General features: G+C 71.2%; 29 protein-coding genes. 17 read left to right on the plus strand and 12 right to left on the minus strand.

The genetic code is table 11. From position 1 onward, the window contains the following. Positions 1–45 precede the first annotated feature (45 nt). The 5 genes from Afe05nite_RS20400 to Afe05nite_RS20420 all read left to right on the plus strand — a co-directional run bounded on the left by Afe05nite_RS20400 (position 46) and on the right by Afe05nite_RS20420 (position 4880). Positions 46–1245 (plus strand): glycosyltransferase, encoded by a 1200-nt coding sequence (locus Afe05nite_RS20400; protein WP_203818742.1) that lies wholly within the window; start codon positions 46–48, stop codon positions 1243–1245. An 81-nt stretch (positions 1246–1326) separates the two neighbouring features. Next, the gene (locus tag Afe05nite_RS20405; protein ID WP_203818743.1) at positions 1327–2229 is read left to right on the plus strand and encodes an ABC transporter ATP-binding protein; all 903 of its coding nucleotides are present in this window, start codon (positions 1327–1329) and stop codon (positions 2227–2229) included. A gap of 2 nt (positions 2230–2231) precedes the next feature. After that, positions 2232–2972, plus strand: a complete 741-nt coding sequence (locus tag Afe05nite_RS20410; protein ID WP_203818744.1) for an ABC transporter permease — start codon at positions 2232–2234, stop codon at positions 2970–2972. A gap of 13 nt (positions 2973–2985) precedes the next feature. Beyond that, positions 2986–4257, plus strand: a complete 1272-nt coding sequence (locus tag Afe05nite_RS20415) for a sensor histidine kinase (protein WP_203818745.1) — start codon at positions 2986–2988, stop codon at positions 4255–4257. Continuing rightward, positions 4254–4880, plus strand: coding sequence for a response regulator (locus tag Afe05nite_RS20420; RefSeq protein WP_203818746.1), 627 nt, complete (start codon positions 4254–4256; stop codon positions 4878–4880). Before Afe05nite_RS20415 ends, Afe05nite_RS20420 begins: the two co-directional genes overlap by 4 nt. On the opposite strand, the gene Afe05nite_RS20425 is transcribed toward Afe05nite_RS20420, so the two are convergent. The 3 genes from Afe05nite_RS20425 to Afe05nite_RS20435 are packed head-to-tail and all read right to left on the minus strand — an operon-like array spanning position 4863 to position 6621. Then, entirely contained in the window at positions 4863–5279 is a 417-nt protein-coding gene (locus Afe05nite_RS20425; RefSeq protein WP_203818747.1) for a VOC family protein, read from the minus strand. The two genes, Afe05nite_RS20420 and Afe05nite_RS20425, sit on opposite strands and share 18 nt — an antisense overlap. A 10-nt stretch (positions 5280–5289) precedes the next feature. Next, positions 5290–6108, minus strand: coding sequence for a helix-turn-helix domain-containing protein (locus Afe05nite_RS20430; protein ID WP_203818748.1), 819 nt, complete (start codon positions 6106–6108; stop codon positions 5290–5292). Between the two features lie 9 nt (positions 6109–6117). Beyond that, positions 6118–6621, minus strand: coding sequence for a hypothetical protein (locus tag Afe05nite_RS20435; protein ID WP_203818749.1), 504 nt, complete (start codon positions 6619–6621; stop codon positions 6118–6120). Positions 6622–6926: 305 nt separating this feature from the next. Here Afe05nite_RS20435 and Afe05nite_RS20440 point away from each other — a divergent pair, with 305 nt between their 5' ends. Both Afe05nite_RS20440 and Afe05nite_RS20445 read left to right on the plus strand, forming a co-directional pair. Further along, a complete protein-coding gene (locus Afe05nite_RS20440; RefSeq protein ID WP_203818750.1) occupies positions 6927–7532 on the plus strand; it encodes a class I SAM-dependent methyltransferase in 606 nt (201 codons plus the stop codon). Positions 7533–7561: 29 nt separating this feature from the next. Beyond that, positions 7562–8098 carry a hypothetical protein gene (locus Afe05nite_RS20445; RefSeq protein WP_203818751.1) on the plus strand — a complete coding sequence of 179 codons (537 nt, stop codon included), beginning with the start codon at positions 7562–7564 and terminating at the stop codon, positions 8096–8098. Here Afe05nite_RS20445 and Afe05nite_RS20450 read toward each other — a convergent pair. Together Afe05nite_RS20450 and Afe05nite_RS44605 are read right to left on the minus strand one after the other, a co-directional pair. After that, positions 8095–9735, minus strand: a complete 1641-nt coding sequence (locus tag Afe05nite_RS20450; RefSeq protein WP_203818752.1) for a RecQ family ATP-dependent DNA helicase — start codon at positions 9733–9735, stop codon at positions 8095–8097. The genes Afe05nite_RS20445 and Afe05nite_RS20450 overlap by 4 nt on opposite strands. A gap of 40 nt (positions 9736–9775) precedes the next feature. Next, entirely contained in the window at positions 9776–9907 is a 132-nt protein-coding gene (locus Afe05nite_RS44605; RefSeq protein WP_275407494.1) for a hypothetical protein, read from the minus strand. Positions 9908–10062: 155 nt separating this feature from the next. On the opposite strand from Afe05nite_RS44605, the gene Afe05nite_RS20455 reads away from it, so the two are divergent. Next, a complete protein-coding gene (locus Afe05nite_RS20455; RefSeq protein ID WP_203818753.1) occupies positions 10063–11592 on the plus strand; it encodes a glycoside hydrolase family 3 protein in 1530 nt (509 codons plus the stop codon). 27 nt (positions 11593–11619) lie between these two features. Here Afe05nite_RS20455 and Afe05nite_RS20460 read toward each other — a convergent pair whose 3' ends face one another. Further along, on the minus strand, positions 11620–11904 hold the full coding sequence (locus Afe05nite_RS20460; RefSeq protein WP_203818754.1) for a GNAT family N-acetyltransferase: 285 nt from the start codon (positions 11902–11904) through the stop codon (positions 11620–11622). Positions 11905–11943: 39 nt separating this feature from the next. Here Afe05nite_RS20460 and Afe05nite_RS20465 point away from each other — a divergent pair, with 39 nt between their 5' ends. From Afe05nite_RS20465 to Afe05nite_RS20495, 7 genes are all read left to right on the plus strand, one after another. Next, positions 11944–12273, plus strand: coding sequence for a hypothetical protein (locus Afe05nite_RS20465; protein WP_203818755.1), 330 nt, complete (start codon positions 11944–11946; stop codon positions 12271–12273). An 81-nt stretch (positions 12274–12354) separates the two neighbouring features. Beyond that, positions 12355–13179 (plus strand): DUF1206 domain-containing protein, encoded by an 825-nt coding sequence (locus Afe05nite_RS20470; RefSeq protein WP_203818756.1) that lies wholly within the window; start codon positions 12355–12357, stop codon positions 13177–13179. 93 nt (positions 13180–13272) lie between these two features. Continuing rightward, positions 13273–14439, plus strand: a complete 1167-nt coding sequence (locus tag Afe05nite_RS20475; RefSeq protein ID WP_203818757.1) for a mechanosensitive ion channel family protein — start codon at positions 13273–13275, stop codon at positions 14437–14439. A gap of 72 nt (positions 14440–14511) precedes the next feature. Beyond that, entirely contained in the window at positions 14512–14934 is a 423-nt protein-coding gene (locus Afe05nite_RS20480) for a phage holin family protein (RefSeq protein WP_203818758.1), read from the plus strand. Next, positions 14931–15200, plus strand: coding sequence for a DUF3618 domain-containing protein (locus Afe05nite_RS20485; RefSeq protein ID WP_239118023.1), 270 nt, complete (start codon positions 14931–14933; stop codon positions 15198–15200). Before Afe05nite_RS20480 ends, Afe05nite_RS20485 begins: the two co-directional genes overlap by 4 nt. Continuing rightward, positions 15197–15466 carry a DUF4235 domain-containing protein gene (locus Afe05nite_RS20490; RefSeq protein WP_203818759.1) on the plus strand — a complete coding sequence of 90 codons (270 nt, stop codon included), beginning with the start codon at positions 15197–15199 and terminating at the stop codon, positions 15464–15466. Before Afe05nite_RS20485 ends, Afe05nite_RS20490 begins: the two co-directional genes overlap by 4 nt. Positions 15467–15832: 366 nt before the next feature. Further along, positions 15833–16036, plus strand: a complete 204-nt coding sequence (locus Afe05nite_RS20495; RefSeq protein WP_030440218.1) for a cold-shock protein — start codon at positions 15833–15835, stop codon at positions 16034–16036. Positions 16037–16162: 126 nt separating this feature from the next. Here Afe05nite_RS20495 and Afe05nite_RS20500 read toward each other — a convergent pair whose 3' ends face one another. Continuing rightward, complete coding sequence (locus Afe05nite_RS20500) at positions 16163–16393, minus strand: hypothetical protein (protein WP_203818760.1); 231 nt, start codon at positions 16391–16393, stop codon at positions 16163–16165. Further along, a complete protein-coding gene (locus tag Afe05nite_RS20505; protein ID WP_203818761.1) occupies positions 16387–17364 on the minus strand; it encodes an aldo/keto reductase in 978 nt (325 codons plus the stop codon). The genes Afe05nite_RS20500 and Afe05nite_RS20505 overlap by 7 nt, the downstream gene beginning before the upstream one ends. Positions 17365–17442: 78 nt before the next feature. Between Afe05nite_RS20505 and Afe05nite_RS20510 the strand changes: the two genes are divergently transcribed. Further along, complete coding sequence (locus Afe05nite_RS20510; protein ID WP_203818762.1) at positions 17443–18222, plus strand: trans-aconitate 2-methyltransferase; 780 nt, start codon at positions 17443–17445, stop codon at positions 18220–18222. Then, on the plus strand, positions 18219–19244 hold the full coding sequence (locus Afe05nite_RS20515) for an adenosine deaminase (RefSeq protein WP_203818763.1): 1026 nt from the start codon (positions 18219–18221) through the stop codon (positions 19242–19244). The genes Afe05nite_RS20510 and Afe05nite_RS20515 overlap by 4 nt, the downstream gene beginning before the upstream one ends. Here Afe05nite_RS20515 and Afe05nite_RS20520 read toward each other — a convergent pair. The 4 genes from Afe05nite_RS20520 to Afe05nite_RS20535 form a co-directional block, all read right to left on the minus strand. After that, on the minus strand, positions 19229–19381 hold the full coding sequence (locus Afe05nite_RS20520; RefSeq protein WP_203818764.1) for a hypothetical protein: 153 nt from the start codon (positions 19379–19381) through the stop codon (positions 19229–19231). The two genes, Afe05nite_RS20515 and Afe05nite_RS20520, sit on opposite strands and share 16 nt — an antisense overlap. Before the next feature lie 16 nt (positions 19382–19397). Next, positions 19398–21536: an RICIN domain-containing protein gene (locus tag Afe05nite_RS20525; RefSeq protein ID WP_239118025.1), complete on the minus strand. Its 2139-nt coding sequence runs from the start codon at positions 21534–21536 to the stop codon at positions 19398–19400. 219 nt (positions 21537–21755) lie between these two features. Continuing rightward, complete coding sequence (locus Afe05nite_RS20530; RefSeq protein WP_239118027.1) at positions 21756–23051, minus strand: sensor histidine kinase; 1296 nt, start codon at positions 23049–23051, stop codon at positions 21756–21758. A 104-nt stretch (positions 23052–23155) separates the two neighbouring features. After that, positions 23156–23845, minus strand: a complete 690-nt coding sequence (locus Afe05nite_RS20535) for a response regulator transcription factor (protein WP_203818765.1) — start codon at positions 23843–23845, stop codon at positions 23156–23158. Between the last annotated feature and the right edge of the window lie 65 nt (positions 23846–23910).

Genomic DNA, 23910 nt, shown 5'->3' on the forward strand with positions numbered 1-23910 from the left:
AGGGGCAACTGCACCGCGAACCGCAGCCCGGACCGGAGGGACCACGTGCGCATCGCGATGATTTCGGAGCACGCCAGCCCCCTGGGCGCCGGCGGGCAGCAGACCCACGTCGCCGACCTGTCGGCGGCCCTCGCCGAATCCGGCCACGAGGTGCGGGTCTACACCCGCCGCGACGACCCGGCGGTGGCCGGCGAGGTGACCACGAGCAGCGGGGTACGAGTCGTGCACGTGCCCGCCGGCCCGGCCCACGTCGTGCCGCCCGACCTGCTCCTGCCCTACATGGGGGAGTTCGCCCGGTGGCTCGAGGAGCAGTGGCGCGGCACCTGGGTGCCGGACGTCGTGCACGCCCACTTCTGGACCAGCGGCCTCGCCGCCGTGACCGCCGCCCGTCAGGTCGGCATCCCGGTGGTGCAGTCCTTCCACGAACTCGGTGAGATCGAGGCGGCCGGCACCGGCAAGCCGTCGCGCTCGGGTTACGAGCGGGCGCTCGGCCGGGCCGTCGACCGGGTGGTCGCCCAGTCCCAGGACGAGGCGCGCGGGCTCGTCCGCATCGGCGTCCCGCGGACCCAGCTCACGATCGTTCCGGCCGGGGTCGACAGCGACCGGTTCACGCCCGAGGGCCCGGCCGCCGAGCGCGACCCGGACCGCCTGCGCATCCTCTCGGTCGGCCGGCTCGTCGAGCGCAAGGGTTTCGGTGACGTCATCGAGGCGATGCGCTGGGTGCCGGACGTCGAGGTGGTGGTCGTCGGTGGCCCGGCCGCCGACGCGCTGCCGGCCGACCCGGGTGCCCGCAAGCTGCGCGCGCTCGCCGAGAAGCTCCAGGTCGCCGACCGGTTCAAGCTCGTCGGCCGGGTGCCGTTCGGGGACATGCCGAAGTGGTACAGGTCGGCCGACGTCCTGGTGGCCGCGCCGTGGCAGGAGGACCTGGAGTCGTCCGCGCTCGAGGCGATGGCCTGCGGCGTGCCGATCGTCGGCACCGCGGTGGGCGGGCTGACCGAGGCGGTCGTCGACGGGCTCACCGGTGACCTGGTGCCGGCCCACGACCCGCGGGCCCTCGGCGGAGCGTTGCGGCGGCTGGTCAACGACAAGGTCCGCCGGTTCGCGTACGCCACCGCCGCGCTCGACCGGGCCCGCCAGGCGTACTCGTGGAAGCGGGTCGCCGCCCAGGTCGGCTCGGTCTACGCGACCGTCACCGGCCGGCGCGGCGGGTCCGGCGAGGCCGCGCCGAACGAAGCCGTGGCGTAATCCCGCATCCACCAGTTGGTGGACTCCAACGCTCGCCCGCCGGTCGATTCGGCGGGTGAGCGTTCCTGTGACCATCGATATATGGCAGTCATCGAGGTCCAGAACTTGCGGAAGCAGTACGGGGACACGATCGCGGTGCGGGACGTCTCCTTCACCGTCGAGCGTGGTGAGATCTTCGGCATCCTCGGCCCGAACGGCGCCGGCAAGACCACCACCGTCGAGTGCGTGGCCGGCCTGCGCGACCCGGACGGCGGCACGATCACCGTGCTCGGCCGGCCACCCCACGACCCTTCGCTGCGCACCGAGGTCGGGGTGCAGTTGCAGGAGTCCCAGCTCCCCGAGAAGCTCAGCGTCCGCGAGGCGCTCGAGCTCTACAGCACCTTCTATCCCGAGCCGGCCGACTGGCGGGCGCTGGCCCGCGAGCTCGGCCTCGGCGACAAACTCGCCACCCGGTACGCGAAGCTGTCCGGCGGCCAGAAGCAGCGGCTGTCCATCGCCCTCGCCCTGATCGGCAACCCGAAGATCGCCGTCCTGGACGAGCTGACCACCGGCCTGGACCCGCAGGCCCGCCGCGACACCTGGGACCTGATCGAGTCGATCCGCGCCACCGGCGTCACGGTCGTGCTGGTCACCCACTTCATGGCGGAGGCCGAGCGGCTCTGCGACCGGATCGCCGTGATCGACCGCGGCGAGGTGGTCGCCCTCGACTCCCCGGCCGGCCTGATCGCCGGGATCGCCGTCGAGCAGCGGATCCGCTTCCGGCCGTCGGTGCCGCTCGACGACGAGCTGTTCACCACCCTCGACGAGGTGCGCGAGGTGCGCCGGCACGGCAGCCAGCTCGAGGTCGTCGGCACCGGCAACCTGCTGCACGCGGTCACCTCGGTGCTCGCCACCCACCAGATCATCGCCCACGACCTGCGGGTCGAGCAGGCCAGTTTGGACGACGCGTTCGTCCGCCTCACCGGCCAGGACGGAACGGAGTGACCATGCGCGTCTTCCCCAAACTGACTGTCACCGAGATCAAGCTGCTGCTCCGCGAGCCGCTGCCGACGTTCTTCTCGCTGCTCTTTCCCACCGTCCTGGTGGTGATCCTGGGCTGCATCCCGGCCTTCCGCGAGCCGTCGGCGGACCTCGGCGGGTCCCGCGTCATCGACCTCTACGTCGGCATCGCCGCCGTCCTGTCGCTGGCCACACTCGGCCTGCAGGTCGTGCCGACAGTGCTCGCCGGTTATCGGGAGAAGGGCATCCTGCGGCGGCTCGCCACCACGCCGGTACGCCCGAGCACTCTTCTCTCGGCGCAACTCGCCGCCGCGCTCCTGACCGCGGTGGTGGCCGCCGCCCTGGCGATCGCGGTCGGCCGGATCGCCTTCGACGTGCCGCTGCCGGCGCACTTCGCCGGGTTCGTGCTCGCCTATCTGCTCGCCGCGCTCGGGGTCTTCGCGATCGGCCTGTTCATCGCCGCCCTGGCGCCGACCGGCAAGGCCGCCAACGCGATAGGCACGCTGCTGTTCTTCCCGTCGATGTTCTTCGCCGGGCTGTGGACGCCGCGCGAGGTGTTCCCCGAGGTGCTGCAGCGGATCGGCGACTTCACCCCGCTGGGCGCCGGCGAGCGGGCGGTGCACGAGGCGATGACGGGGCACTGGCCGAGCGCCCTGTCCGCTACCGTTCTGGTGGCTTACCTGGTCGTCTTCGGGCTGGCCGCGGGCCGCCTGTTCCGCTGGTCCTGAAAGGTTGACGCAGATGACGGATCAGTCGGCGGTGGCCCGGCTCGAGGTCTGGCGGCGGCGGCTCGACCTGGCCCTGACCTATGTGCCCTACGGTGCGCTTGCCTGTTCGGCGCTGCTCGTGCCGCTCACCGGCGACGGCCATCCACATCTGCCCTACCGGTACATCGGCCTGCTCGTGGCGGCCAGCGTCGGGTGGATGCTCTGGTGGATCAACCTGCACCCGGGCTGGGCCGACGACCGGCGGCGGATGACGATCTTCTTCGCCGGCCTGGTGGTCCTGATCTACCTGCTGGTCTGGAGCAGTTCGCTCTTCGGCTTCTTCGCCTGGACCGGTTACCTGTTCACCGCCTATGCCCTGCGGGGCCGAGGCCCGCGGGCGGTCGGTGGCACCCTCGTCGCCGTCGCCACCGCGGTCTCGCAGGCCGGCGGCTTCCAGGAGCTCGGGGTCGGTGACTCCTGGGGCTACTTCGCGGTGGTACTGGCCTTCAACCTGACAATCGCGAACGCCATGACGTTCCTGACCACCATGACGCACGAGCAGCACGAGAAGCGCAGGGCCATGATCGAGGAGCTGGCCGAGGCCAACCGGCGGCTCGAGGACGCGCTCCGGGAGAACGCCGGCCTGCACGCCCAGTTGCTGGCGCAGGCGCGGGAGGCCGGCGTGCACGACGAGCGGCAGCGGATGGCCGGGGAGATCCACGACGTGCTCGCCCAGGGCCTGACCGGCATCGTCACCCAACTCGAGGCCGCCGACGCGGCCGGTGGGGGATCGGCCGGCTGGCGGCGCCACCTCGACGCGGCCAAGGGGCTCGCCCGGGAGAGCCTCACCGAGGCCCGCCGCTCGGTGCAGGCGCTACGCCCGCAGACCCTGGAGGCGTCGGCCCTGCCCGAGGCGATCGGCGAGGTCGTCACCGGCTGGGCGGCGCGCAACGACGTGCGAGCCGAGCTGATCACCACCGGCACACCCCGGTCCCTGCTTCCCGAGATCGAGACCACCCTTCTGCGTACGGCGCAGGAAGCCCTCGCCAACGTGGCCCGGCACGCCGGCGCGGGCCGGGTGGCGCTCACCCTCTCCTACATGGAGGACGTGGTCACGCTGGACGTACGCGACGACGGCGCCGGCTTCGACCCGGCCGCCCCGCGGTCCGAGGCGTCCTTCGGGCTCGCCGCCATGCGCGAGCGGCTGCTCCGGATCGCCGGCTCGCTCGAGGTCGAGTCGGAGCCCGGCGCCGGCACCGCCGTGTCGGCCTGCGCGCCGGCCATCGCGATCGGTGCCGCCGCGTGATCGGGCTGCTCATCGTCGACGACCATCCGGTGGTGCGCGACGGGTTGCGCGGCATGTTCGCCGGCGACGACCGCTTCGAGGTGCTCGGCGAGGCCGGCAACGGGCGGGAGGCGCTCGCGGTCGCCCGAGCCGTCTCGCCCGACGTGGTGCTGATGGACCTCCGGATGCCGGAGATGGACGGCGTGCGCGCCATCGTGGCCCTGCGCGAACAGGGCTCGACCGCGCGAGTGCTGGTGCTGACGACCTACGACACCGACCGCGACGTGCTGCCCGCGATCAAGGCCGGTGCGACCGGTTATCTCCTCAAGGACACCCCGCGCGAGGAGTTGTTCCGGGCGGTCACGGCGGCGCACCGGGGCGAGTCGGTGCTCTCCCCGGCGGTGGCCGGCCGGCTGATGGGCTCGCTGCGCTCGCCCGCCCGGGAACCGCTGAGCCAGCGCGAGATCGAGGTGCTCACGCTGATCGCGCGCGGGAACAGCAATCGCGAGGCCGCGTCCCGCCTGTTCATCAGCGAGGCCACGGTCAAGACCCACCTTCTGCACGCGTACGCGAAACTGGGCGTCCGCGATCGAGCGGCGGCCGTGGCCGCCGCTTTCGAGCAGGGTCTACTGAGCCGCGACTGAGCCGGGCTCGCCGCGATAGGTGCCGAACGACCAGAGGTTGCCCTCGGGATCGCGGGCGAGGAACTCGCTCGAGCCGTAATCGGTGTCCGCGGGCGGTTGGAGGATCTCGGCGCCCGCCGCCACCGCCCGCTTGTGCAGCGCCGGCACGTCCTCGGTGACCACGTAGGCGCCGAACGTGCCGGGCCGCAGCGGCCACTTGTCGTCGGGGCCGCGGTCGGCCGAGCCGAGCATGACGCCGCCGCCGAGCGGCCAGGACAGCTGGGCGTGGTCCACCCGGTCGCCCTCGCCGTAGACGGCGGTCTCCTCGAAGCCGAACGCCTCGACCAGGAAACGAATGAGTGCGCGGGCGTCGGTGGCCCGCAGCGTGGGCCACACCTGCGGCGGTGGTGTCTGCGTCATGCTCCGATCCTCACCCGGCCAGGGCGGTCTGCGCTTGGACGAAACCGAACTCGTCGGCCAGCCAGCGCGACGGGGCGCAGCCGGCGAACGCCCGGAACTCGCGCACCAGGTGCGACTGGTCGGCGAACCCGTGCCCGGCGGCGATGTCGGCCAGCCGGGTGGTGGGGCGCAGGGCGCGGCGGGCCCGGTCGAAGCGGGCCACCCGGGCCGCCTCCTTCGGGCGCAGGCCGACCTCGGCGCGGAACCGGTCGGTGAGATAGCGGGTGCTCCACCCGATCTCGGCGGCGACGGCGGCCACCGTGGTGTCGTCGTTCAGCAGTCGCCGACAGGCATGGGTGATCTCGGCCGGGACCTCGCCGGGGCGTAACCCGCGGCCCAGGACCTCGTCGAGCGCGGCGAACCGGGCCGCCCACGTCGGCGCCGAACACACGCGCTCCCGGATCTCGGCGACCGTCGCGGTGCCGAACACGGCGGCGGCGTCCACGTCGAGGCCGGCCAGTTCGGCGGCGGGCAGCCCGAGCAGCGCCCGGCAGCCGAGCGGCCGGAGCGCCACCTGCACCCCGGACTGCCGCCCGGGGTGGGTGATCAGGGCCGGAGTCACGTGCAGGCCGCCGAGCAGGGCGTCGTAACTGCCGAGGGCCTGGCGGGGGTCCGGGTGGGCGGCGACGTCCAGCCGGTCGTCCATCGTGAAGATAAGCGTGAGGTACGGCGAGGGCAGCCCCCGATGAGTCGCGGGCGCGAGGCCGCGCTGCCGGTAGCCGGTGTAGAACCCGACATAGGGCCGGAGCGCGGCCGACGGCCGTGCCTGCGCGTACTCGTCGAGGGCCACCCTCGAACCCTAGTCGGCGAGGGCCCTGGCCAGGTCGTCACGGAAGGTACGCTCGTCGTCGGTCACCGTCTCGCCACCGAGGCCGAGGACGCCGCCGGTGCTGGCCGCGCCGACCACCGTCTCGGTGATCTCGACGAGCCAGTGTTTGTAGGTCTCCGCGTCGGCCTGCTCGGCCTTCACGGCGAGCAGCGCGTTCGCCTCGGCGGCCCGGCCGAGCACGTCCTCGACGTAGCCGATCGGGTCGCTCGGCTCGATCACCGGCGGCGCCTCGCCCAGCTCGGGATCGCCGACCGCGGAGACGAGCTGGGTGGCGACCGCCGCCACCAGCGGGCTCGCCGACGCGCGGGCATCGGAGATCACGTCGAGGCCGGCCTCGTTCTCGGCCCGGGTCTTGCGGGCGCTGTCGGGGGTCGCGGCACTGGCCGCGGTGAGTACCGACTGCGGTAGGCCGACCAGCAGCCCCCACTCGGCGTCGGTGAAGCCCAGCTTCGAGTACAGCGGTTCGTCGGTCACGAATCGATCCTCACGTTCGGTTATCAGCGGCGCGGGCTCTTCCTTACCCGCGCACGGCGTGGATCATCCCCCGACGAACCCGAACGTGCTACGCGGTCCCGGGGAGGCGAACGCGACCCGGCCCGCTACGGTGTCCGCGCCGCCGAGGTGCTGCGCTACCCCGGTGCCGTCGTCGGCCGACGGCTGTTCATCGACCAGATGACCGGACCGCTGCTCCGGCCCTCGGCGGGCCCTCGGCGGGCCGCTCGTCTAGCGTGGCCGACAGACCCCGGCGAACCGGGCGGTGCGAAGCAATGGGAGAGCTGATGAGCAGCGGGACCGCCCAGGACAACCTGTGGCTGCGGCAGATCGCCGAGAACCCGGGCCACTCGCGGTGGTACATCCAGCGGTTCCGCGACATGGCCGCGCGGGGTGACGACCTGGCCGGCGAGGCCCGGCTGATCGACGCGACGGTGCCGCGCGGCAGCAAGATCCTCGACGCCGGATGCGGCACCGGCCGGGTCGGCGGTCACCTGGCCGCGGCCGGTCACGAGGTCACCGGGGTCGACCTCGACCCGGAGCTGATCGCGGCGGCCCGGACCGACCACCCCGGCGCCACCTGGCACGTCGGTGACCTGGCGGCGCTCGACCGGCCCGACCGGTACGACGTCATCGTCTGCGCCGGGAACGTCATGACCTTCCTCGCCCCGTCCACCCGGACCGAGGTGCTACGCCGGTTCGCCGCCCACCTGGCCGACGGCGGCCGGGCGGTGATCGGCTTCGGAGCCGGCCGCGGCTACGAGTTCCACGACTTCTTCGAGGACGCGGCGGCCGCCGGCCTGCTCCCCGAGGTGCTGCTGAGCACCTGGGACCTGCGCCCGTTCCGGCCCGGCGCGGATTTCCTGGTCGCCCTGCTCGGCCGCGACCGCTGACCCGCACCGTCGATGTCTATGCTCGCGCGGTGATCCGTAACGTGCTGGTGGCCGCCGTCGTCGTGGTGGTGTCGGTGGCGGGCTGTTCGGACGAACCTCGGGCGCAGCCGGCGGCCGGCAAGGCGTTGCCGGGCTGCGGGGCCTTCACCGCGGTCCTCGCCGATCAGGGCATGCCGTCCCCGCGCCCGTCCGCCACCCGGGCCTCGGCGACGAGCGTGGACTGCGTCTTCACTCCGGCCGCCGGTTCGAGGGCGCCCGAGATCAGCTACCTGCGCCTGCTCCTGCGGCGGCCGGGCGCCGACGGATTCCTGGCCGAGCTCGGCGCCGACAAGAGCTGCGAAGGCACCGTGGGCGCCGACCGGGCGCTGCCCGCCGGCTCCTCCTGCTATGTGGTGCGTAACGCCGAGGGCACGGCCGCGGTGACCGGCCTGGTCCTCGACACCGGCATTCGCGTCGTGCTGCGCTGGACCGATCCGGCGGCGACCCCGGACGTCCTGCGCACCGCCACCCTCACCCGGGCCGACGAGGTGGCCGACTCGGTCGCCGCGGCCCTGTTCGCCGCTTAGCCCTTGACCGGGGTCAGCAGCTTGTTGGCGACCACCACCGGCACCGACAGGGTCTTGTAACCGACCTCGTCGAAGAGCACGGTCATCCGCTCCTCCTCGTAACCCATGACTGTGCCGCCGCCCCACTCGCCGTGCTTCACCTTGCTGTGCACCGCGAACGGCTCGTCGGCCCGGTCGGGGGACGGTTCGGGCAGGCCGTGGGCGCAGTTGTCGCAGTGACCGCAGGGCTTCTTCAGCTCCTCGCCGAAGTAGGCCAGCAACACCTGACTGCGGCAGCCCTCGGTCTGGGCGAAGCCGCGCATCATGTCGGTGCGGGAGCGGGTGACCAGCTGCTGACGCTCGTGCTCCTTGACGGCCGCCTTGGCCGCGGCCGCCGGCAGCGGCGCGAAGTTCGGGACCGTCATCTTGTTGGCCGAGCCGGCCACCGCCGCGCCGACCTGTTCCAGCAGGCCGAGGTAGGAGCCGAGCTTGCGCGGGCCGAGGCCGGTCTTCTCCTTCAGCGCCGTCTTCGTCTGCGGGCCCTTGCGCAGCGCCGCGGCCAGCGTCCGCAGCTCTTCCTCGTCGGGCGCGCCGCCGCTGAAGAAGCGCTGGATGGCCTCGTCCTCGGCGCGCCACAGCAGCATCGCGTGGGCCGGCGCGCCGTCGCGACCGGAGCGGCCGATCTCCTGGAAGTAGCTGTCCGGGGAGTCGGGCAGGGCGACGTGCGCGACCCAGCGGATGTTGGCCTTGTCGATGCCCATGCCGAAGGCCGACGTCGCCACCATGATGTCGATCTTGTCGGCCGAGAATGCCTCGTGCTGTTCCTCGCGCAGGCCGCCCGCCATGCCGCCGTGATAGTAGGCCGCGTTGTAGCCCGCTTCGGTCAGGCGTTCGGCGAGTTCCTCGGCCGCGCGCCGGGTCGCGACGTAGATGATGCCGGGTCGCTCCGTCGCGTCGATCAGCTGGGTGAGCCGCCGCCAGCGGTAGGCCTCGTCGGCGCAGTAGGAGACCTCGAGGAACAGGTTGCCGCGGTCGAGCCCGGACACGTGGATCTCGGGGTTGCGCAGGCCGAGACGCTCGATGATGTCGTCGCGGACCGGCGGTGACGCGGTCGCGGTCAGGGCCAGGACCGGGGGCCGGCCCATTTCCTTGATCATCTCGCCCAGCGCCAGGAAGTCCGGGCGGAAGTCGTGGCCCCACGCCGAGATGCAGTGCGCCTCGTCGATGGCGATCAGGCCCGGCTTGAGGTCGCGTACCTCGGCCAGCCGCTCGGGGTCGCTGAGCTGTTCGGGCGTGATGAACAGGAACTCGGCGCGACCCTCGCGGATCTCCTTGATCGCTTCCCGCTGCTGGGCCGGCGTCTCGGCGGAGCTGACCCGGACCGCGCGGATCTTGGGGTCGTTGCGCTCGTTCAGTGCGGCGATCTGGTCCTGCTGCAGGGCGAGCAGCGGCGAGATCACCACCGTGGGACCGGGCAGCAGGACGGCCGGGATCTGGTAGATCGCCGACTTGCCGGCGCCGGTGGGCAGGACGACCAGGGCATCCTTGCGGCGCAGCACGGCGCGCATCGGCTTGAACTGGCCGGGGCGCAGCGACGGCCAGCCGAAATGCCGGCGGGCGACGCGGCGCAGGCGAGGTCCGTAGACGGGAAGCTTCATCGATGGCCCAGTTTGCCCAGCGATTGTTGCCGATAAACAGCTATTTCTTGCCGCCGAACATCCGGCGGATCGCCCAGAGCAGGAAGAGCGCGGCCAGAGCCACGCCCAGCAGGCGTACGGCGTGGACCTCGGACCAGTCGACGCCGGAACCGGCGGCCAGTGGAGTCAGCACGGGTGCCATGGTAACGACTCTCATCTAATAGGAAGGTTTGTTGACTAAATAGACGAGTGGGTGTGACCATAGTCCGGCACATTCGCTGGCGTTCGCTTATTGGCGCAACGACAATAAGACGCCGGCGACAACGACAGGCGGAGGTACGGGGGCCCATGCCCAACCAAGGCGAATTGGCGAAGCTCGCGGCCGCGGTTCTGCAGCCCGGTTTCGTCGGCACCACGGCACCCGACTGGGTCCGCCGCTGGCTCGGCGAAGGACTCGGCGGCGTGGCGCTCTTCGCCCGCAACGTCGAGAGCCCGGCCCAGGTCGCCGCGCTCACCGCCCAGCTGCGGGCCGAACGGCCCGACGTCATCGTGGCGATCGACGAGGAGGCCGGCGACGTCACCCGCTTCGAGTCGCGGCACGGCAGCTCCCGCCCCGGCAACCTGGCCCTCGGCGCCATCGACGACCCGGCGCTGACCGAGGCGGTCGCCCGCGACCTGGGACACGAGCTGGCCCGCGCCGGCATCACGCTCGACTACGCCCCCGACACGGATGTCAACAGCAACCCCGACAACCCGGTCATCGGCGTACGGGCGTTCGGCGCCGAGCCGCAACTGGTCGCCCGCCACTCCGCCGCGTTCATCCGGGGCATCCAGAACGCCGGTGTGGCCGCCTGCGCCAAGCACTTCCCCGGCCACGGCGACACGAGCGTCGACTCGCACCACGACGTGCCCCTGATCGGCCGCAGCCGGGCCGAGCTCGACGCCTGCGAGCTGCTGCCCTTCCGGGCCGCCGTCGAGGCCGGCGTCCAGGCCGTGATGACCGGCCATCTGCTCGTCCCGGCGTACGACCCGGACCTGCCCGCCACCCTGAGCCGGCGGATCCTGCACGACCTGCTGCGCACCGAGCTCGGTTTCACCGGCCTGATCGTCACCGACGGCATCGAGATGCAGGGCGTGGCCCGCAAGTACGGCGTCGACGGCGCGACCGTGCGCGCGATCGCGGCCGGTGCCGACGCCATCTGCGTGGGTGGCGGACTGGCCGACGAGGAAACCGCGATCCTGCTGCGCGACGCGATCGTCGCCGCGGTCCGCAACGGTGAGCTGCCGGCCGAGCGTCTCTACGACGCGGCCGCCCGGGTGCACCGCCTCGCCGACTGGACCACCCGGGCCCGCGGCCCGGTCGACGTCACTGATCAGAACTGGTCGGACGGCTCGGCCGTCGGCTTCCAGGCGGCCCGCCGAGCGGTCCGGGTGACCGAGACCGCCGCCGCGACCCTGCCGATCTCGAAGCCGGCCCACGTGGTCGAGTTCGCCCCGGCGCTGAACATCGCGGTCGGCGAGGAGACCCCGTGGGGCATCAGTGCCCCGCTGGACGACCTGCTCCCGGGCACCACGTCGATCCGGTTCACCGAGGACTACCTGACCTCGCTCACCGACCCGGGCGCGACCGTCCTGGCCGGTGCCGACGACCGGGCGCTGGTCCTGGTCGTGCGCGACCTGCACCGGCACACCTGGCTGGCCGAGGTGATCAGCCAGGTGGTGCGGCGGCGCCCGGACGCGATAGTGGTCGAGATGGGGGTACCGGTCATGGTGCTGGGCGGTGTGCACGTTTCCACATATGGCGCGACCAGGGCTCTGGGCAAGGCCGCCGCCGAGCTGATCGCCGGGTCGCCGGTTCCCGCACCGCTGGCCGCCTGACGCTCAGCGGCCCTGGAACGCAGACTCTCAGGAGACGACGATGTCGTCGTAGTCCGGGTGCTCGGCGACGTACTTCGCGAAGAACGGGCACACGGGCACGACCTTTTCGCCTCGGGACCGGATCAGGTCCAGGGTCCGCTGGGCCAGCTCGTTGCCGAGGCCCTGACCGCGGAACTCGCGGTCCACCTCGCTGTGGGTGACCACGATCGCGTCGTCGCGCCGGCGGTAGGCGGCCAGGCCGGCCATCGCGCCGTCGACCAGGAGTTCGAAGCGGTTCAGCTCGGGATTGTCATGGACCTCTATCTCGCTCACGACGCCAACTCTAGGGTCGCGCGGAGCCCGTACCCTCGAATGGTGCTCAAACCCACCCGGCGCGTCGCCGCCGCGCTCAGCTCAGCCGCCCTCAGCCTCGCGTTCCTCGCCGGTTGCAGCAGCGACAACGTCAGCTGCGGTCTCGACCAGTGCACCGTGACCATCGACCGGGAGGTCAACGCGAGCGCGAGTGTGCTCGGCGTGGAGGCGAAATTCGTGAGCGCCGACGCCAACACCGTCACCCTCGAGGTGGCCGGCGAGCAGATCTCGTTGACCAAGGGGCAGCAGGCCGTGCAGGTCGCCGGGCTCGCCGTCGCACTCGACAGCGTTACCGGTGACACCGTCAGTTTCCAGGTGGCACGTAACTGACCACCGCCGGCCCCACCGCCTCCTCGAGAGGTCTGAAGGCTGAATGTTTGTCACACGACGTGTTCGGTCAATTGGGGGGCCATGTCCCCCGCCACGTCGAACGTCAAATCCAACGCATCCCGGGCCGCCGACAGCAAACCGCTGGAGATGGTCGCCCGCGCCGGCTTCGTCGGCTACGGCATCGTCCACCTGATCTTCGCGTGGATCGCTATTCAGCTCGCCTTCGGTAGCTCCGGCCAGGAGAGCGACCAGTCGGGGGCCCTGCAGAGCCTGGCCGGCAACGGTTTCGGCAAGTTCCTGCTGGTCCTGATCGCGATCGGGATGGTCGGCCTGGCCATCTGGCAGGCCTTCGAGGCCGCCATCGGCGAGAGCGGTCCGCAGGACAAGACAGCGGTGGCCGAGCGCGTCGTCTCCGGCGTGCGCGCGATCCTCTACCTGTCGTTCGCCTGGTACGCGGTGAAGGTGCTGCGCGGCGCCAACGCGTCGATGGCGCAGAACCAGGAGACCAAGTCGGCGGGCATCATGGCCCACTCCGGTGGCCGCTGGCTCGTCGGTTTCGTCGGCCTGGTGGTGCTGGGTGTCGGCATCGGCATCTTCGTCTACGGGCTGCTGAAGAAGTTCACCAAGCGCCTGAAGATGCAGGAGATGCCGGCCAACGTCCGCAAGACCACGGTCCGCCTCGGGATGGGTGGATACACCGCCAAGGGCACCGCGTACGCCATCTCCGGCATCCTGGTCGTCATCGCCGCCGTCACCTACGACCCCGACAAGGCTCGCGGTCTCGACGTCGCGCTGAAGACCCTCGCCGGTCACCCGTGGGGCGTCTGGCTGCTCGCGGTGATCGCCGTCGGCATCGCCGCATTCGGGATCTACTGCTTCGCCCAGGCCAAATACCGGAAAGTGTGAGCCGGTTCCTATCTCGCCGGGAGAGGGTTGCGAGCGGCGCCCACCGGGGCAAAGTGGGTCGCTGGTCCCCCCTCTCATCGGAGGAGATGACAAGTGCACCACCTGTTGATGACCCTGCTCGTGGTGGTGGCGTCGACCGGCGCCGCGATCGCGATCGTCGAGCTCCTGCACTGGAGCCTGGCCCGGCTGGGCCGGCGTTCCGAGCTCGCGGCCGATCTGGCCCGCACCGCGCATCATCCGTTCCTGGCGACGGTCACCGTCTTCGCCATCCAGCAGTCCATCCGGGCCGCGGCCGATGAATTCCCCGGCCGCGGCCCGGTGCTGCACCTGCTCGTGGTGCTGTTCATCGCGGGTTTCGCCTGGATGGTCGCCGCGCTGGTGCTCGTCCTGGAGGACGCCGCACTGGCCCGCTGGCGCACCGACGTGCCGGACAACCTGAAACGCCGCAAGTTCAAGACCCAGCTGGTGATCCTGCGCCGGCTCACCGTCGCCGTGATCGTGGTGCTCGCCCTGGGCGTGGTGCTGATGACGTTCCCGGGCATCCGGGCTCTCGGCGCCAGTCTGCTGGCCTCGGCCGGACTGGTCTCGGTGGTGGCCGCGCTGGCCGCGCAGAGCACCCTCGGCAACGTCTTCGCCGGCCTGCAACTCGCGTTCAGCAACGCGGTCCGGGTCGACGACGTCGTGGTCGTCGAGGGGGAGTGGGGTCGCATCGAGGAGCTGACCCTCACCTACGTGGCGGTGCAGATCTGGGACGACCGGCGGTTGCTGCTGCCCACCTCGTACTTCACCAGCAAGCCCTTCCAGAACTGGACCCGGACCGGGTCGGCCGTCCTGGGCACGGCCGAGCTGGACGTGGACTGGTCGACCGACGTCGAGCCGCTGCGTACCGAGCTTCGCGCGGTCTGCGAGGGGTCCCAGCTGTGGGACGGCCGGGTGTGCGTGCTGCAGGTGACGGACGCGGTGGGCGGCATGGTCCGGCTGCGGGCGCTGGTCTCGGCGGCGGACGCGGGCGGATTGTTCGACCTGCGCTGCCTGGTGCGTGAGCGCCTGGTGGCGTACGTGTGGCGCAACGCCCGGGGCAGCCTGCCGCGGGTCCGGGCCGACCTTCAGCAGGACTCCGGGCCGACGCGGCCGGTGCCGCGGACGGACGCGGCCGGCGACGCCCCGAGCGACGGCCGGGTGTTCTCCGGCGGCAACGACGGGCAGAGCCGCGGCACCCAGTTCTCCGGTCCCGAGGAGGAGTTGGTGACCCGGCACTGACACCTTTCCTGCAACAGGATTGACGACGAGTTGATCAGGGCATAAGCCTTGGGGAGAGGAAAGGAGGACACGATGTCCGATGTGTTGGACGGCCGCCCGGTTTCGGAACAGTCCACCGCGGAACTGGTGCAGCGGGCCAGCGAGCAGGTTTCCCGTTTGGTCCGTGACGAGATAGCGCTGGCCAAGGCGGAGCTCGCGGAGAAAGGCAAGCACGCCGGCATCGGTGTGGGCCTCTTCGGAACGAGCGGCGTGCTGGCGTTGTACGGTGTCGGCGCCGCGATCGCCACTCTCATCATCGTGTTCGCCATCTTCCTGCCCCTCTGGCTGTCCGCCCTGATCTGGACGGTCGCCCTCTTCCTGATCGCCGGCGTGCTCGCGCTGATCGGCAAGAATCAGGTGACCAAGGCGGTTCCGCCGGAGCCGCTGGCCGCGATCGAGAGCGTTAAAGCCGACGTGGACGAGGTCAAGGCGGCAGTGAAGGGCGCTCGCACGTGACGACTGAGGAAAAACCGCAGCAGCCGAAGCCCTCGATCGAGGAGCTTCGGGCGGAGATCAAGCAGACCCGCGCCGAGCTCGGCGAGACCGTGCAGGCGTTGGCCGCGAAGGCCGATGTCAAGGCTCGCGCCAAGGACCAGGTCGAACTGGCCAAGGAGCGCGCCCGCGAGGCGGTCGCCACCTCGCCGGTGCCACTGCCACTGGTGATCGCCGGCGTGGCCGCGGTGATCGGGATCATTCTGGTGATACGCGGGAGGAAGCGTTGAGCAAGTTGGGAAAGATCGCCTACAAGCCGGTCGGCATCCTGCTGGGTGTCGGGGCCGGTGCGATCGCGGGCTTCGCGTTCAAGGAGCTCTGGAAGGTCGCCACGGGTGATGACGACGCCCCCAACGCGACCGACGAGGAGCGCGGCTGGGGCGAGGTGCTCGCGGCGGCCGCCCTGCAGGGCGCGATCTTCGCTCTGGTGAAGGCCGCCGTCGACCGCGGTGGCGCCTCGAGCGTTCGCCGACTGACCGGCCAGTGGCCGGACTGAGGCGCTGAAGCGCCGCCTTCGACCCGCCTCCGGGCGACGGCGGCGTAGTTCGACGGGTTTCCGGCCGCCCACCTCGCGAGAGCGAAGTGGGGGGCCTTTTCCGTATCAGCGAACGTTTATTCGTCGCTCTTCGGGGGCAGCTTTCCCGCCACCTTTTCGGGTACAGTGTGGCCAGTTTTTGCGTACGTGGTTCGCTGCTTTCGCCAAGACCACGTGATGCCGGCCGGTAAGGCGTCGTCCGGCGTCGCGAAGTCGCGGCGATGGGACGTCCTCTGGAAGGGCCGCCTCAAACGGCGCCGCTGCTCGAAAACGGTCAACGGCCCGCGCTTTCAGAACAGGGCCGGCATTTTCAGAGGGAGAGTCAGCATGGCGCAAGGAACCGTGAAGTGGTTCAACGCGGACAAGGGCTTCGGCTTCATCACCGTCGACGGCGGGGGTGCTGACGTGTTTGTCCACTTCTCGGCCATCCAGATGAGCGGATACCGCAGTCTGGAAGAGAACCAGCGGGTCGAGTTCGAGATCGCCCAGGGCCAGAAGGGCCCGCAGGCGGAGCAGGTTCGCCCGCTCTGAGACGACCGCGCCGGTCGGCGTGACCGGCCACCGATCGCCTGGCGGAGATCGGTTCAAATCTGAACAAGGCCCCGCACTCTCATTCCTGCAGAGTGCGGGGCCTCATTCTTTTGTCTTACATTTCGCTTATCTCTTTGCGCGGGCTCGAGTGCGCTCGCCGTAGACCACCAAGATCAATCCGAACAGGGCAAGAGCGGCGCCCACGAATGTCCAGGGCTGTTTCCCGCTCATCTTGCTGTCGGTCAGAATGTCAAGACCCTGGAGTGTCCACAGTCCACCCAGCACCAAGACGAGCACACCGATCACCATCGGCAGCCAACCTCTGAGTTTTGCGGTCTCTGCCGGTTCGTTCACCATTTGTCATGCACCAAAGGCCGGATCAACTCGTCGTAAACGGCGGTGACCGCCTCTTGGGCCTCGGCCCAAAGCGGGGCCAGGCCGGCGGCGGCCGCATTGTTGCCGGCCTGCTCCGGATTGCGGGCGCCGGGAATGACGACCGTGACGGCCGGCTGGTCGACGATCCAGCGCAGCGCGAACTGCGCCATGCTGGCGCCGGCCGGCACGAGCGGGCGCAACCGCCGCACCGCCTCGAGGCCGGTCGCGAAGTCGACGCCGGCGAACGTCTCGCCGACGTCGAACGCCTCGCCGTGCCGGTTGTAGTTGCGGTGGTCGTCGGCGCCGAACGTGGTGTGCTCGTCGTAGCGCCCGGACAGCAGGCCGCTGGCGAGCGGGACCCGGGCGATGATGCCCACGCCCGCCTCGGCCGCGGCCGGCAGCACCCGCTCGAGCGGCTTGAGCCGGAACGCGTTCAGGATGATCTGCACGCTGGCGGTGCCCGGACGGGCGATGGCGGCGAGCGCCTCCTCGACCTTCTCGACGCTCACGCCGTAGGCCTTGATGCGCTTCTCCTGGACGAGGGTGTCGAGCGCGTCGTAGACCTCGTCGGAGGAGAACACCGGGGTGGGCGGGCAGTGCAGCTGGACCAGGTCGAGCGTGTCGACGCCCAGGTTGGCGCGCGACCGGTCGGTCCAGGCCCGGAAGTTGTCGAGCGTGTAGTTGCCGACCTCCTGGGCCATCCGCCGGCCCATCTTGGTGGCCACTGTCAGCTGCGGCTTGTCCTTGACGAACGAGCCGACGATCTGCTCGCTGCGTCCGTCGCCGTAGACGTCGGCGGTGTCGATGAAGGTGACGCCCGCGTCCACGGCCGCTTGCAGGGTCGCGTGCGCGTCGGTCTCGCTGACCTCGCCCCAGTCGGCGCCCAGTTGCCAGGCGCCCAGGCCGATCACGCCGACGGTGCGGCCCATCCTCGAAAAGGTGCGATTTTCCACCACCGAACCCTAGCGCCTTTCTCTGCTATCTTCTTGCAAGACGTACGTACGGTTTGCTAGTACAGGAGGTCTACGACGATGTGGGATCCAGCCGTCTACCGGCGCTTCGGCGCCGAGCGCTCCCGGCCCTTCTTCGACCTGACCAGCCGAATCCTGGTGGAGAGTCCGCGCGCCGTGGTCGACCTGGGCTGCGGCCCGGGGGAGTTGACCCGGACCCTCGCCGAGCGCTGGCCGGCCGCCCGCGTCACCGGCATCGACTCGTCCCCGGAGATGATCGACAAGGCGACCGGGCCCGGCGGCCCGGTCCGGTTCCAGCTCGGTGACGTCCGTGACTGGCGGCCCGGCCCCGAGGTGGACGTGCTGATCACCAACGCCACCCTGCAATGGGTCGACGGCCATCGGGACCTGCTCGCCCGGTGGGCCGTCGAGTTGCCGCCCGGCGCCTGGCTGGCGATGCAGGTGCCCGGCAACTTCGACGCGCCCTCGCATCGCCTGCTGCGCCGGCTGGCCGCCGCCTATCAGGTGGCCCACACGACCCGGGAGGCGCCGGTCGACGACCCCGGCGGATATGCCGAGCTGCTCCTGGCCGCCGGCGCGCGGGTCGACGCCTGGGAGACCACCTATCTGCATCTGTTGCCGGCCGAGGGGGACGAGCACCCGGTGCTCCGGTGGATGGAAGGCACGGCGTTGCGGCCCGTCAAGGCCGCCCTGGACGAGAATGCGTGGCAGAGCTTGCGCGCCGACCTCGGCCGGGAGCTCGCCACCGCCTACCCGGTGGCACACGGACACGTAGCGTTCCCGTTCCGCCGCATCTTCGTGGTGGCCCGGACCGCGCGACCAACACGGAGGACCGAGTGACCGACCTGACCTCGTTCATCGCCGGACTGCCGAAAGCCGAGCTGCACGTGCACCACGTCGGCTCGGCCTCGCCGCGGATCGTGGCCGAACTGGCCGCCCGGCACGAGGGCCGGTCACCGGTGCCGGCCGACCCGGCCGCGCTCGCCGACTACTTCGCGTTCTCCGACTTCGCCCATTTCATCGAGGTCTACCTGACCGTGGTCGACCTGATCCGCGACGACCAGGACGTGCGGATGCTCACCTACGAGGTCGGCCGCGAGCTCGCGCGCCAGCAGGTCCGCTACGCCGAGCTGACCATCACGCCCTTCTCCAGCGTCAAGCGCGGCATCCCGGCCACCGCCTTCTGCGAGGCCATCGAGGACGCCCGGCGCGGGGCCGCGGCCGACTTCGGCATCGAGCTGCGCTGGTGCTTCGACATTCCCGGCGAGGCGGGCCTGCCCGCGGCCGAGGAGACGCTGCGGATCGCGCTCGAGGAGAAGCCGGAAGGCCTGATCAGTTTCGGGCTCGGTGGACCGGAGATCGGCGTGCCGCGGGCGCAGTTCAAGCCGTACTTCGACAAGGCGCGGGCGGCCGGCCTGCGCAGCGTGCCGCACGCCGGCGAGACCACCGGGCCGGAGACGATCTGGGACGCCATCCGGGAGCTGGGCGCCGAGCGGATCGGGCACGGCATCTCGGCGGTCCAGGACGAGGCGCTGCTCGACCATCTGGCCGAGCACCGCATCCCGCTGGAGATCAGCCCGACCTCGAACGTACGCACCCGGGCGGTCGCCGCCATCGAGGAGCACCCGCTCGCGACCCTGATCGGCAAAGGCGTGCCGGTGAGCATCAACTCCGACGACCCGCCGATGTTCGGCACCACCCTCGAAGCGGAATATGCCGTGGCGGCCCGGCTGCTCGACCTCGACCCGACCGGAGTGGCCGGCCTGGCCAAGGGTGCGGTCGAGCAGAGCTTCCTCTCCCCGGCCGGGAAGAAAGCCCTGCTCGCCGAGATCGACGCCTACGCCGGTCAGAACCGCGCGTAGAGCGGATCCTGCCAGACTGCCAGCACGACCACGATCCCGATGGTCAGGATCGCGGCCCAGCGGATCAGTCGCCGCCGGTTGAACCGGGCCGGGCCCTCATCGGGCTCGGTCTGGTGTCGCTCCAAGGTGTCGCGCATCGCCGTTCGCCTCCGGTCAGTCGGGTACCGCTGTCCAGCTCTGATGGCGCTGACCGTTGCCGTTCTGGAGCACCAGCACCCGGTGTGCGCCGAAGCGTTGCTCTCCCACCCCCGCCACCAGGTCACCGACCGTGGTGCGCAGGGTGAAGCCATAATCCGAGGCCTGCAATTGCCAGCGGGCCCCCTCGTCGCTGCCGCAATCGCCCTGCACCAGCGGGGCGCCGGCGATCGGGTTGCCGTTCACCGGCACCACGCACTTGCCGGTGGCCCGCGAGACCAGCGAGTAGGCGCCGTTGCCGGACGGCACCAGCTGCCACTGCTGCTGGGCGTTGCCGTCCGACTCGGCCAGGGTCAGCGGCGTGCCGTTGGCCGTACGCGCCGCGTACAGGTCGGCGGCGCCCCCGGTCAGCGCGTTGGTCAGGGTGAACCAGGTGTTCTGGGCCGGCCGGGCGGCGGGCGCGGTCTCGGCCGTCGCCTTCGCCGTGTAGGCCGAACCGGACTTGATCGTCACCTGATATCTCGCGTCCGGCCGGAGCCCGATCAACCGGGCCCGGGTCGCCTTGGTGGTCGCGATCGGCTTGCCGCCCACCCACACCTCGTACGTCGCGGTGGGCGTCGCCGCGCTCCACCGCAGCCGCACCGAGCTGCTGTCGGCCTCGCGGATCTCCAGGACGGCCTGGACCGGCGCCTGCACGAGCGCACCGGCGATCGGGTCGACCCGAGCCCCTACCGGCTGCGTGGAACCGGAGGGTGTGGGCTGCTCGGCAGCGGTCGGCGGGGGCGTCGTGCTCGGCGGGAGGTCACCGCCGCCGTTCGCGGCCCCGGAGCCGGCACCCGGCGATGCCGTGGTCGGACCGGGGGCCGGGGCCGACGGCGCCGCACTCGCCGACGGCGCCGGGTCGGGTGCGCCCTCCGCGTCGGGGATGTCGTCGCCGCCGTCGCTGCGCAGCAGGAAGTCGCTGGTCGCGATGTTCCAGTTCTTCGCGAGGTAGCTGCCCGGCTTGGGGTTGGTGCTGAAGTAGTCGTCGTGCCCGCAGTCGAGGCGGTTCTCGTGCTTCTTCGGACAGACGTTGCGGACCTTCTTGCCCGACCGGTCCTCGCCGCAGAGCAGGTCGAACTCGTCGAGACAGCCGCCGACGCCGCTGGAGTTCGGCGTGTCGATGAGCACCGCGCCCAGCGTGCGGGTCAGTTCGCGGGCCGCCATCACCGAGCTCCAGCAACCCGCGTCGACCCGGCCGTACGACGGGCCGCCGTTGTTGCGATTGCCCAGCCCGGCCCGGCGGTCGGCGATGAAGGTCGCGATGCCGCAGTAGACCTTGGCATCGGCGAACATCAGGTATTTGCGGTCGTTGCGGTTGTAGCCCAGGGTGCTCAGCGCCTTGACACTGAGCGCGAACGACGACAGCGCGTCCGGCGGCAGCTGCACCTCGGCCACGTCCACCCGGCACTGCGGGGTGGTGACGAACCGGACGTGCCGGGACCCGCCGGTCTCGGCCGCGCTCTGGTCGAAGATCTGATCGGCCCCGGCGGTCCAGGTGCGGATCGAGCCGAGGAAATCGGTGTAGCGCGACGGCGTGCCGAACTCGTGCAGGTAGAGCACCTGGACGCGCTTGCCGCTGCGGCCGTCCGCCTCGCAGGCCACCTGACTCGGGCCGATGATGAAGTCGGCCTCGCCCGGTGCCGCGTCCGGCAGCAGCGCCGGGGCGTCCGCGGTCAGCGCACTGCCGCCGAGGTCGCGGGCGATCTCGGCGTCGGTCGGCACGGTCGCCGACTCCTGCGTCGGCATGACCGGCTCGGGCGCCTTGGTGGTCACCGGGGTGACGTCGCGGCGCACCGACAGGCCGGCCGGCGCCGGTTCGGGGCCGACCGTGCAGGTCTGCTCGTCGAGTTGGTAGGTGCCCGCACAGATCGCGTCGGCCTTGGCCGTCTGCAGTCCTTCGTAGATCAGCCCCTGGCCGGGGTCGTCCTCGGGCACCGACGCCAGCTCCAGCCGCTGCGACCGGTCGCCGGAGAGGTCCTGGACGATGCTCGGCCCGACCATGCCGCCGACGCCGAGCACGGCGAGGCCCAGACCGACCGGCAACAGCCGGTGGCTCCAGGATCGCGGCCCACGGCGGTGCCCGCGCGCGGCGAACGGCCGGCGGTGGGTCGACAATTCGTCTCCTTGCCTGGCGGGTGCGCGGTGTGAGGTGGCTATGGGGTTGCCACCTCGCACCGCGCGCTGACTCCGCCGGTTCGTATCGCGGGGACGATTTGCGGGCTCTGAACCGGAGAGCCGGATGGGATCGCTGCGAAGACTGCCAGCCCCGCCGCGCCAGCGGAACGCCTTTAATCCATTTCTAAGCAACTGTTGCACCGTTCGGGGTCTTCGGGCTCACTCGGACCGGGCCGGCTTGCCGGTGCGTTCCCGGGCCAGCCGGCCGACCAGTCCGAAACGGTTCGCCTGTTTCGGGGTGGCCTCGGCGTCGGACAGCAGCATCACCACGCTGGCCCCGCCCATCGCCGCCCGGTCGAGGCTGACCGAACCGCCGGCGGCCTGCGCCGCCCGGCGGGCGATGTCGAGTCCCAGACCGGTCGAGCCCTGGTTGCTCTGGCCACGCTGCATCGCCTTCTCCGGGTCGGGGATCCCGGGCCCCGCGTCGTCGACACGCACCGCGACCCAGCCGTCACGCCGGGAGATGCCCACCTCGAACGCGGTGCCCTGCGGTGTGTAGCGGAACACATTACCGAGAATCGCGTCGAGGGCGGCGGCCAGTTCGACCCGGGCCACCGGAACCGGGATCCGCAGATGCGCACCGATCACTTTGTACTGCCTGTTCTGGTCGGTGGCCAGCGCCGACCAGAACGTCATCCGTTCGCGTACGACCTCGCTGGCGTCGCAGAGGCCGTCCTCGGCGGTCTCCGCGACCTGGGCCGCGACCGCCTGCCGGGTGGTGTTGATCAACTCGTTGACCTCGCCCTCCAGGGTCACGATGGCCTGCCGGATGCGCCGGATGCCGCGCCGCCGGTCAAGCTCGGCCTGATCGAACATGCCGACCTGGGTGTCGTCCGGGTCGAGCGCCTCCGCGTCCAGGCGCAGCGCGGTCAGCGGGGTGCGCAGCCGGTGCGACAGGTCGGCGACGAACTCGCGCTCGTCGGTGCGCGCGGTGACCAGGCGGTCGGCCATCCGGTTGAACGCGTAGCCGGCCTCGGCCAGCTCACGCGGCCCGGACGGCTGGATGCGCACCCCGAGGTCGCCCCCGCCGACCTTGAGCGCGGCCTGCACCAGGTTGCGGGCCGAGCTGACCGCGCCGCGGGCGAGCCGGTCGACCACGAACACCGAACCCACCACCAGGCCCAGCGCGATGCCGAGCAGCACGAGCCAATCACGGCCGGTGTCGCCGTCGAGATCGGCGGACGGTACGAAGATCTCGACGACCGAGGTCTTGCCGGCCACGGTCACCGGCTCGAGGCGTACCACTCCGTCGGCGATGTCGACGGTGCGGACGGCGCCGCTGTCGGCCGCGCGTTGCACCTCGGCCGCGCTGACCCGGCCGGGCACGTTGCCGGTGGGCGGATGCACGAGCGCACCGCCACCCGCGGCCGCGACGGCGGCGGCCAGACCCTTCTGACCGGTACCCGCGGCGATCGCGCCGGCGACCGTGGCGCTGTGTCGTTCGGCCGTGGACATGGCCTGGTCACGGTTGTCGGAACGCAGTTCCCAGCCGAGCGGGACGAGGAAGGCGAGGGCGGCGACGGCCGTGGTGGCCGCGGTGATCGCTGCCAGCCGGGGCCTCAGTCCGGCGCCACCAACCGGAATCCGACCCCCCGCACGGTGCGCAGGTAGCGAGGCTTCGCCGCGGATTCGCCCAGTTTCCTCCGCAGCCAGTACAGGTGCACGTCGATCGTCTGGTCCTCGCCGACCGATGGCTGTCGCCATACCTCCTCCAACAGCTCACGACGGGAGACCACCCGGCCCGGGCGGGCTGCCAGGTAGGCCAGCAGATCGAATTCCTTGCGGGTCAGCGCCAGCGCCTGGTCGCCCAGGCTGGCACTGCGCTCGCCGATGTCCACCCGCAGCTCGCCGACCTCGTGCACGGCGGGCTGGGCGGTGCGGCTGGCCCGGCCGACCCGGCGCAGCACCGTGGCGATGCGGGCGTCGAGGTGGGCGCCGGTGAACGGCTTGACCATGTAGTCGTCGGCACCGGCCCGGAGCAGCCGGACCACGGTCTGCTCGTCATCACGCGCGGTGGCGATGATGATCGGAACGTCGGTGATGCCGCGAAGCATGCGCAACGCGTCGGAACCGTCCAGATCGGGCAGACCCAGGTCGAGCACCACCAGGTCGGGGGTCTCGGCGGCCACCCGGCGCAGTGCGTCCAGCGCGGTGCCCACGGCGTGCACGGCGTGGCCCCGATCGGTCAACGATCGAAGCATGGCGCCACGCACGACGTGATCGTCCTCGACGAGCAACACCGTGGCCATGCAGAGACCGTAGCGCCAAGCGGGAGCGGCGCCTAACCGGTGATGGAGCGAAGCCTTTCGATCAC

The organism is Paractinoplanes ferrugineus (genome assembly GCF_016862195.1).
Taxonomy (GTDB): Bacteria; Actinomycetota; Actinomycetes; order Mycobacteriales; family Micromonosporaceae; genus Actinoplanes; species Actinoplanes ferrugineus.

Bases quoted from the DNA above. Each gene is read 5' to 3' on its own strand.
- Afe05nite_RS20500 (WP_203818760.1), bottom strand. From the start codon at position 16,393: ATGGTGAACGAACCGGCAGAGACCGCAAAACTCAGAGGTTGGCTGCCG.
- Afe05nite_RS20535 (WP_203818765.1), bottom strand. From the start codon at position 23,845: ATGGCCACGGTGTTGCTCGTCGAGGACGATCACGTCGTGCGTGGCGCC.
- Afe05nite_RS20450 (WP_203818752.1), bottom strand. From the start codon at position 9,735: ATGAAGCTTCCCGTCTACGGACCTCGCCTGCGCCGCGTCGCCCGCCGG.
- Afe05nite_RS20470 (WP_203818756.1), top strand. From the start codon at position 12,355: ATGTCCCCCGCCACGTCGAACGTCAAATCCAACGCATCCCGGGCCGCC.
- Afe05nite_RS20425 (WP_203818747.1), bottom strand. From the start codon at position 5,279: ATGACGCAGACACCACCGCCGCAGGTGTGGCCCACGCTGCGGGCCACC.
- Afe05nite_RS20530 (WP_239118027.1), bottom strand. From the start codon at position 23,051: ATGTCCACGGCCGAACGACACAGCGCCACGGTCGCCGGCGCGATCGCC.
- Afe05nite_RS20480 (WP_203818758.1), top strand. From the start codon at position 14,512: ATGTCCGATGTGTTGGACGGCCGCCCGGTTTCGGAACAGTCCACCGCG.
- Afe05nite_RS20405 (WP_203818743.1), top strand. From the start codon at position 1,327: ATGGCAGTCATCGAGGTCCAGAACTTGCGGAAGCAGTACGGGGACACG.
- Afe05nite_RS20455 (WP_203818753.1), top strand. From the start codon at position 10,063: ATGCCCAACCAAGGCGAATTGGCGAAGCTCGCGGCCGCGGTTCTGCAG.
- Afe05nite_RS20465 (WP_203818755.1), top strand. From the start codon at position 11,944: ATGGTGCTCAAACCCACCCGGCGCGTCGCCGCCGCGCTCAGCTCAGCC.
- Afe05nite_RS20495 (WP_030440218.1), top strand. From the start codon at position 15,833: ATGGCGCAAGGAACCGTGAAGTGGTTCAACGCGGACAAGGGCTTCGGC.
- Afe05nite_RS20510 (WP_203818762.1), top strand. From the start codon at position 17,443: ATGTGGGATCCAGCCGTCTACCGGCGCTTCGGCGCCGAGCGCTCCCGG.
- Afe05nite_RS20410 (WP_203818744.1), top strand. From the start codon at position 2,232: ATGCGCGTCTTCCCCAAACTGACTGTCACCGAGATCAAGCTGCTGCTC.
- Afe05nite_RS20440 (WP_203818750.1), top strand. From the start codon at position 6,927: ATGAGCAGCGGGACCGCCCAGGACAACCTGTGGCTGCGGCAGATCGCC.
- Afe05nite_RS20415 (WP_203818745.1), top strand. From the start codon at position 2,986: ATGACGGATCAGTCGGCGGTGGCCCGGCTCGAGGTCTGGCGGCGGCGG.
- Afe05nite_RS20520 (WP_203818764.1), bottom strand. From the start codon at position 19,381: ATGCGCGACACCTTGGAGCGACACCAGACCGAGCCCGATGAGGGCCCG.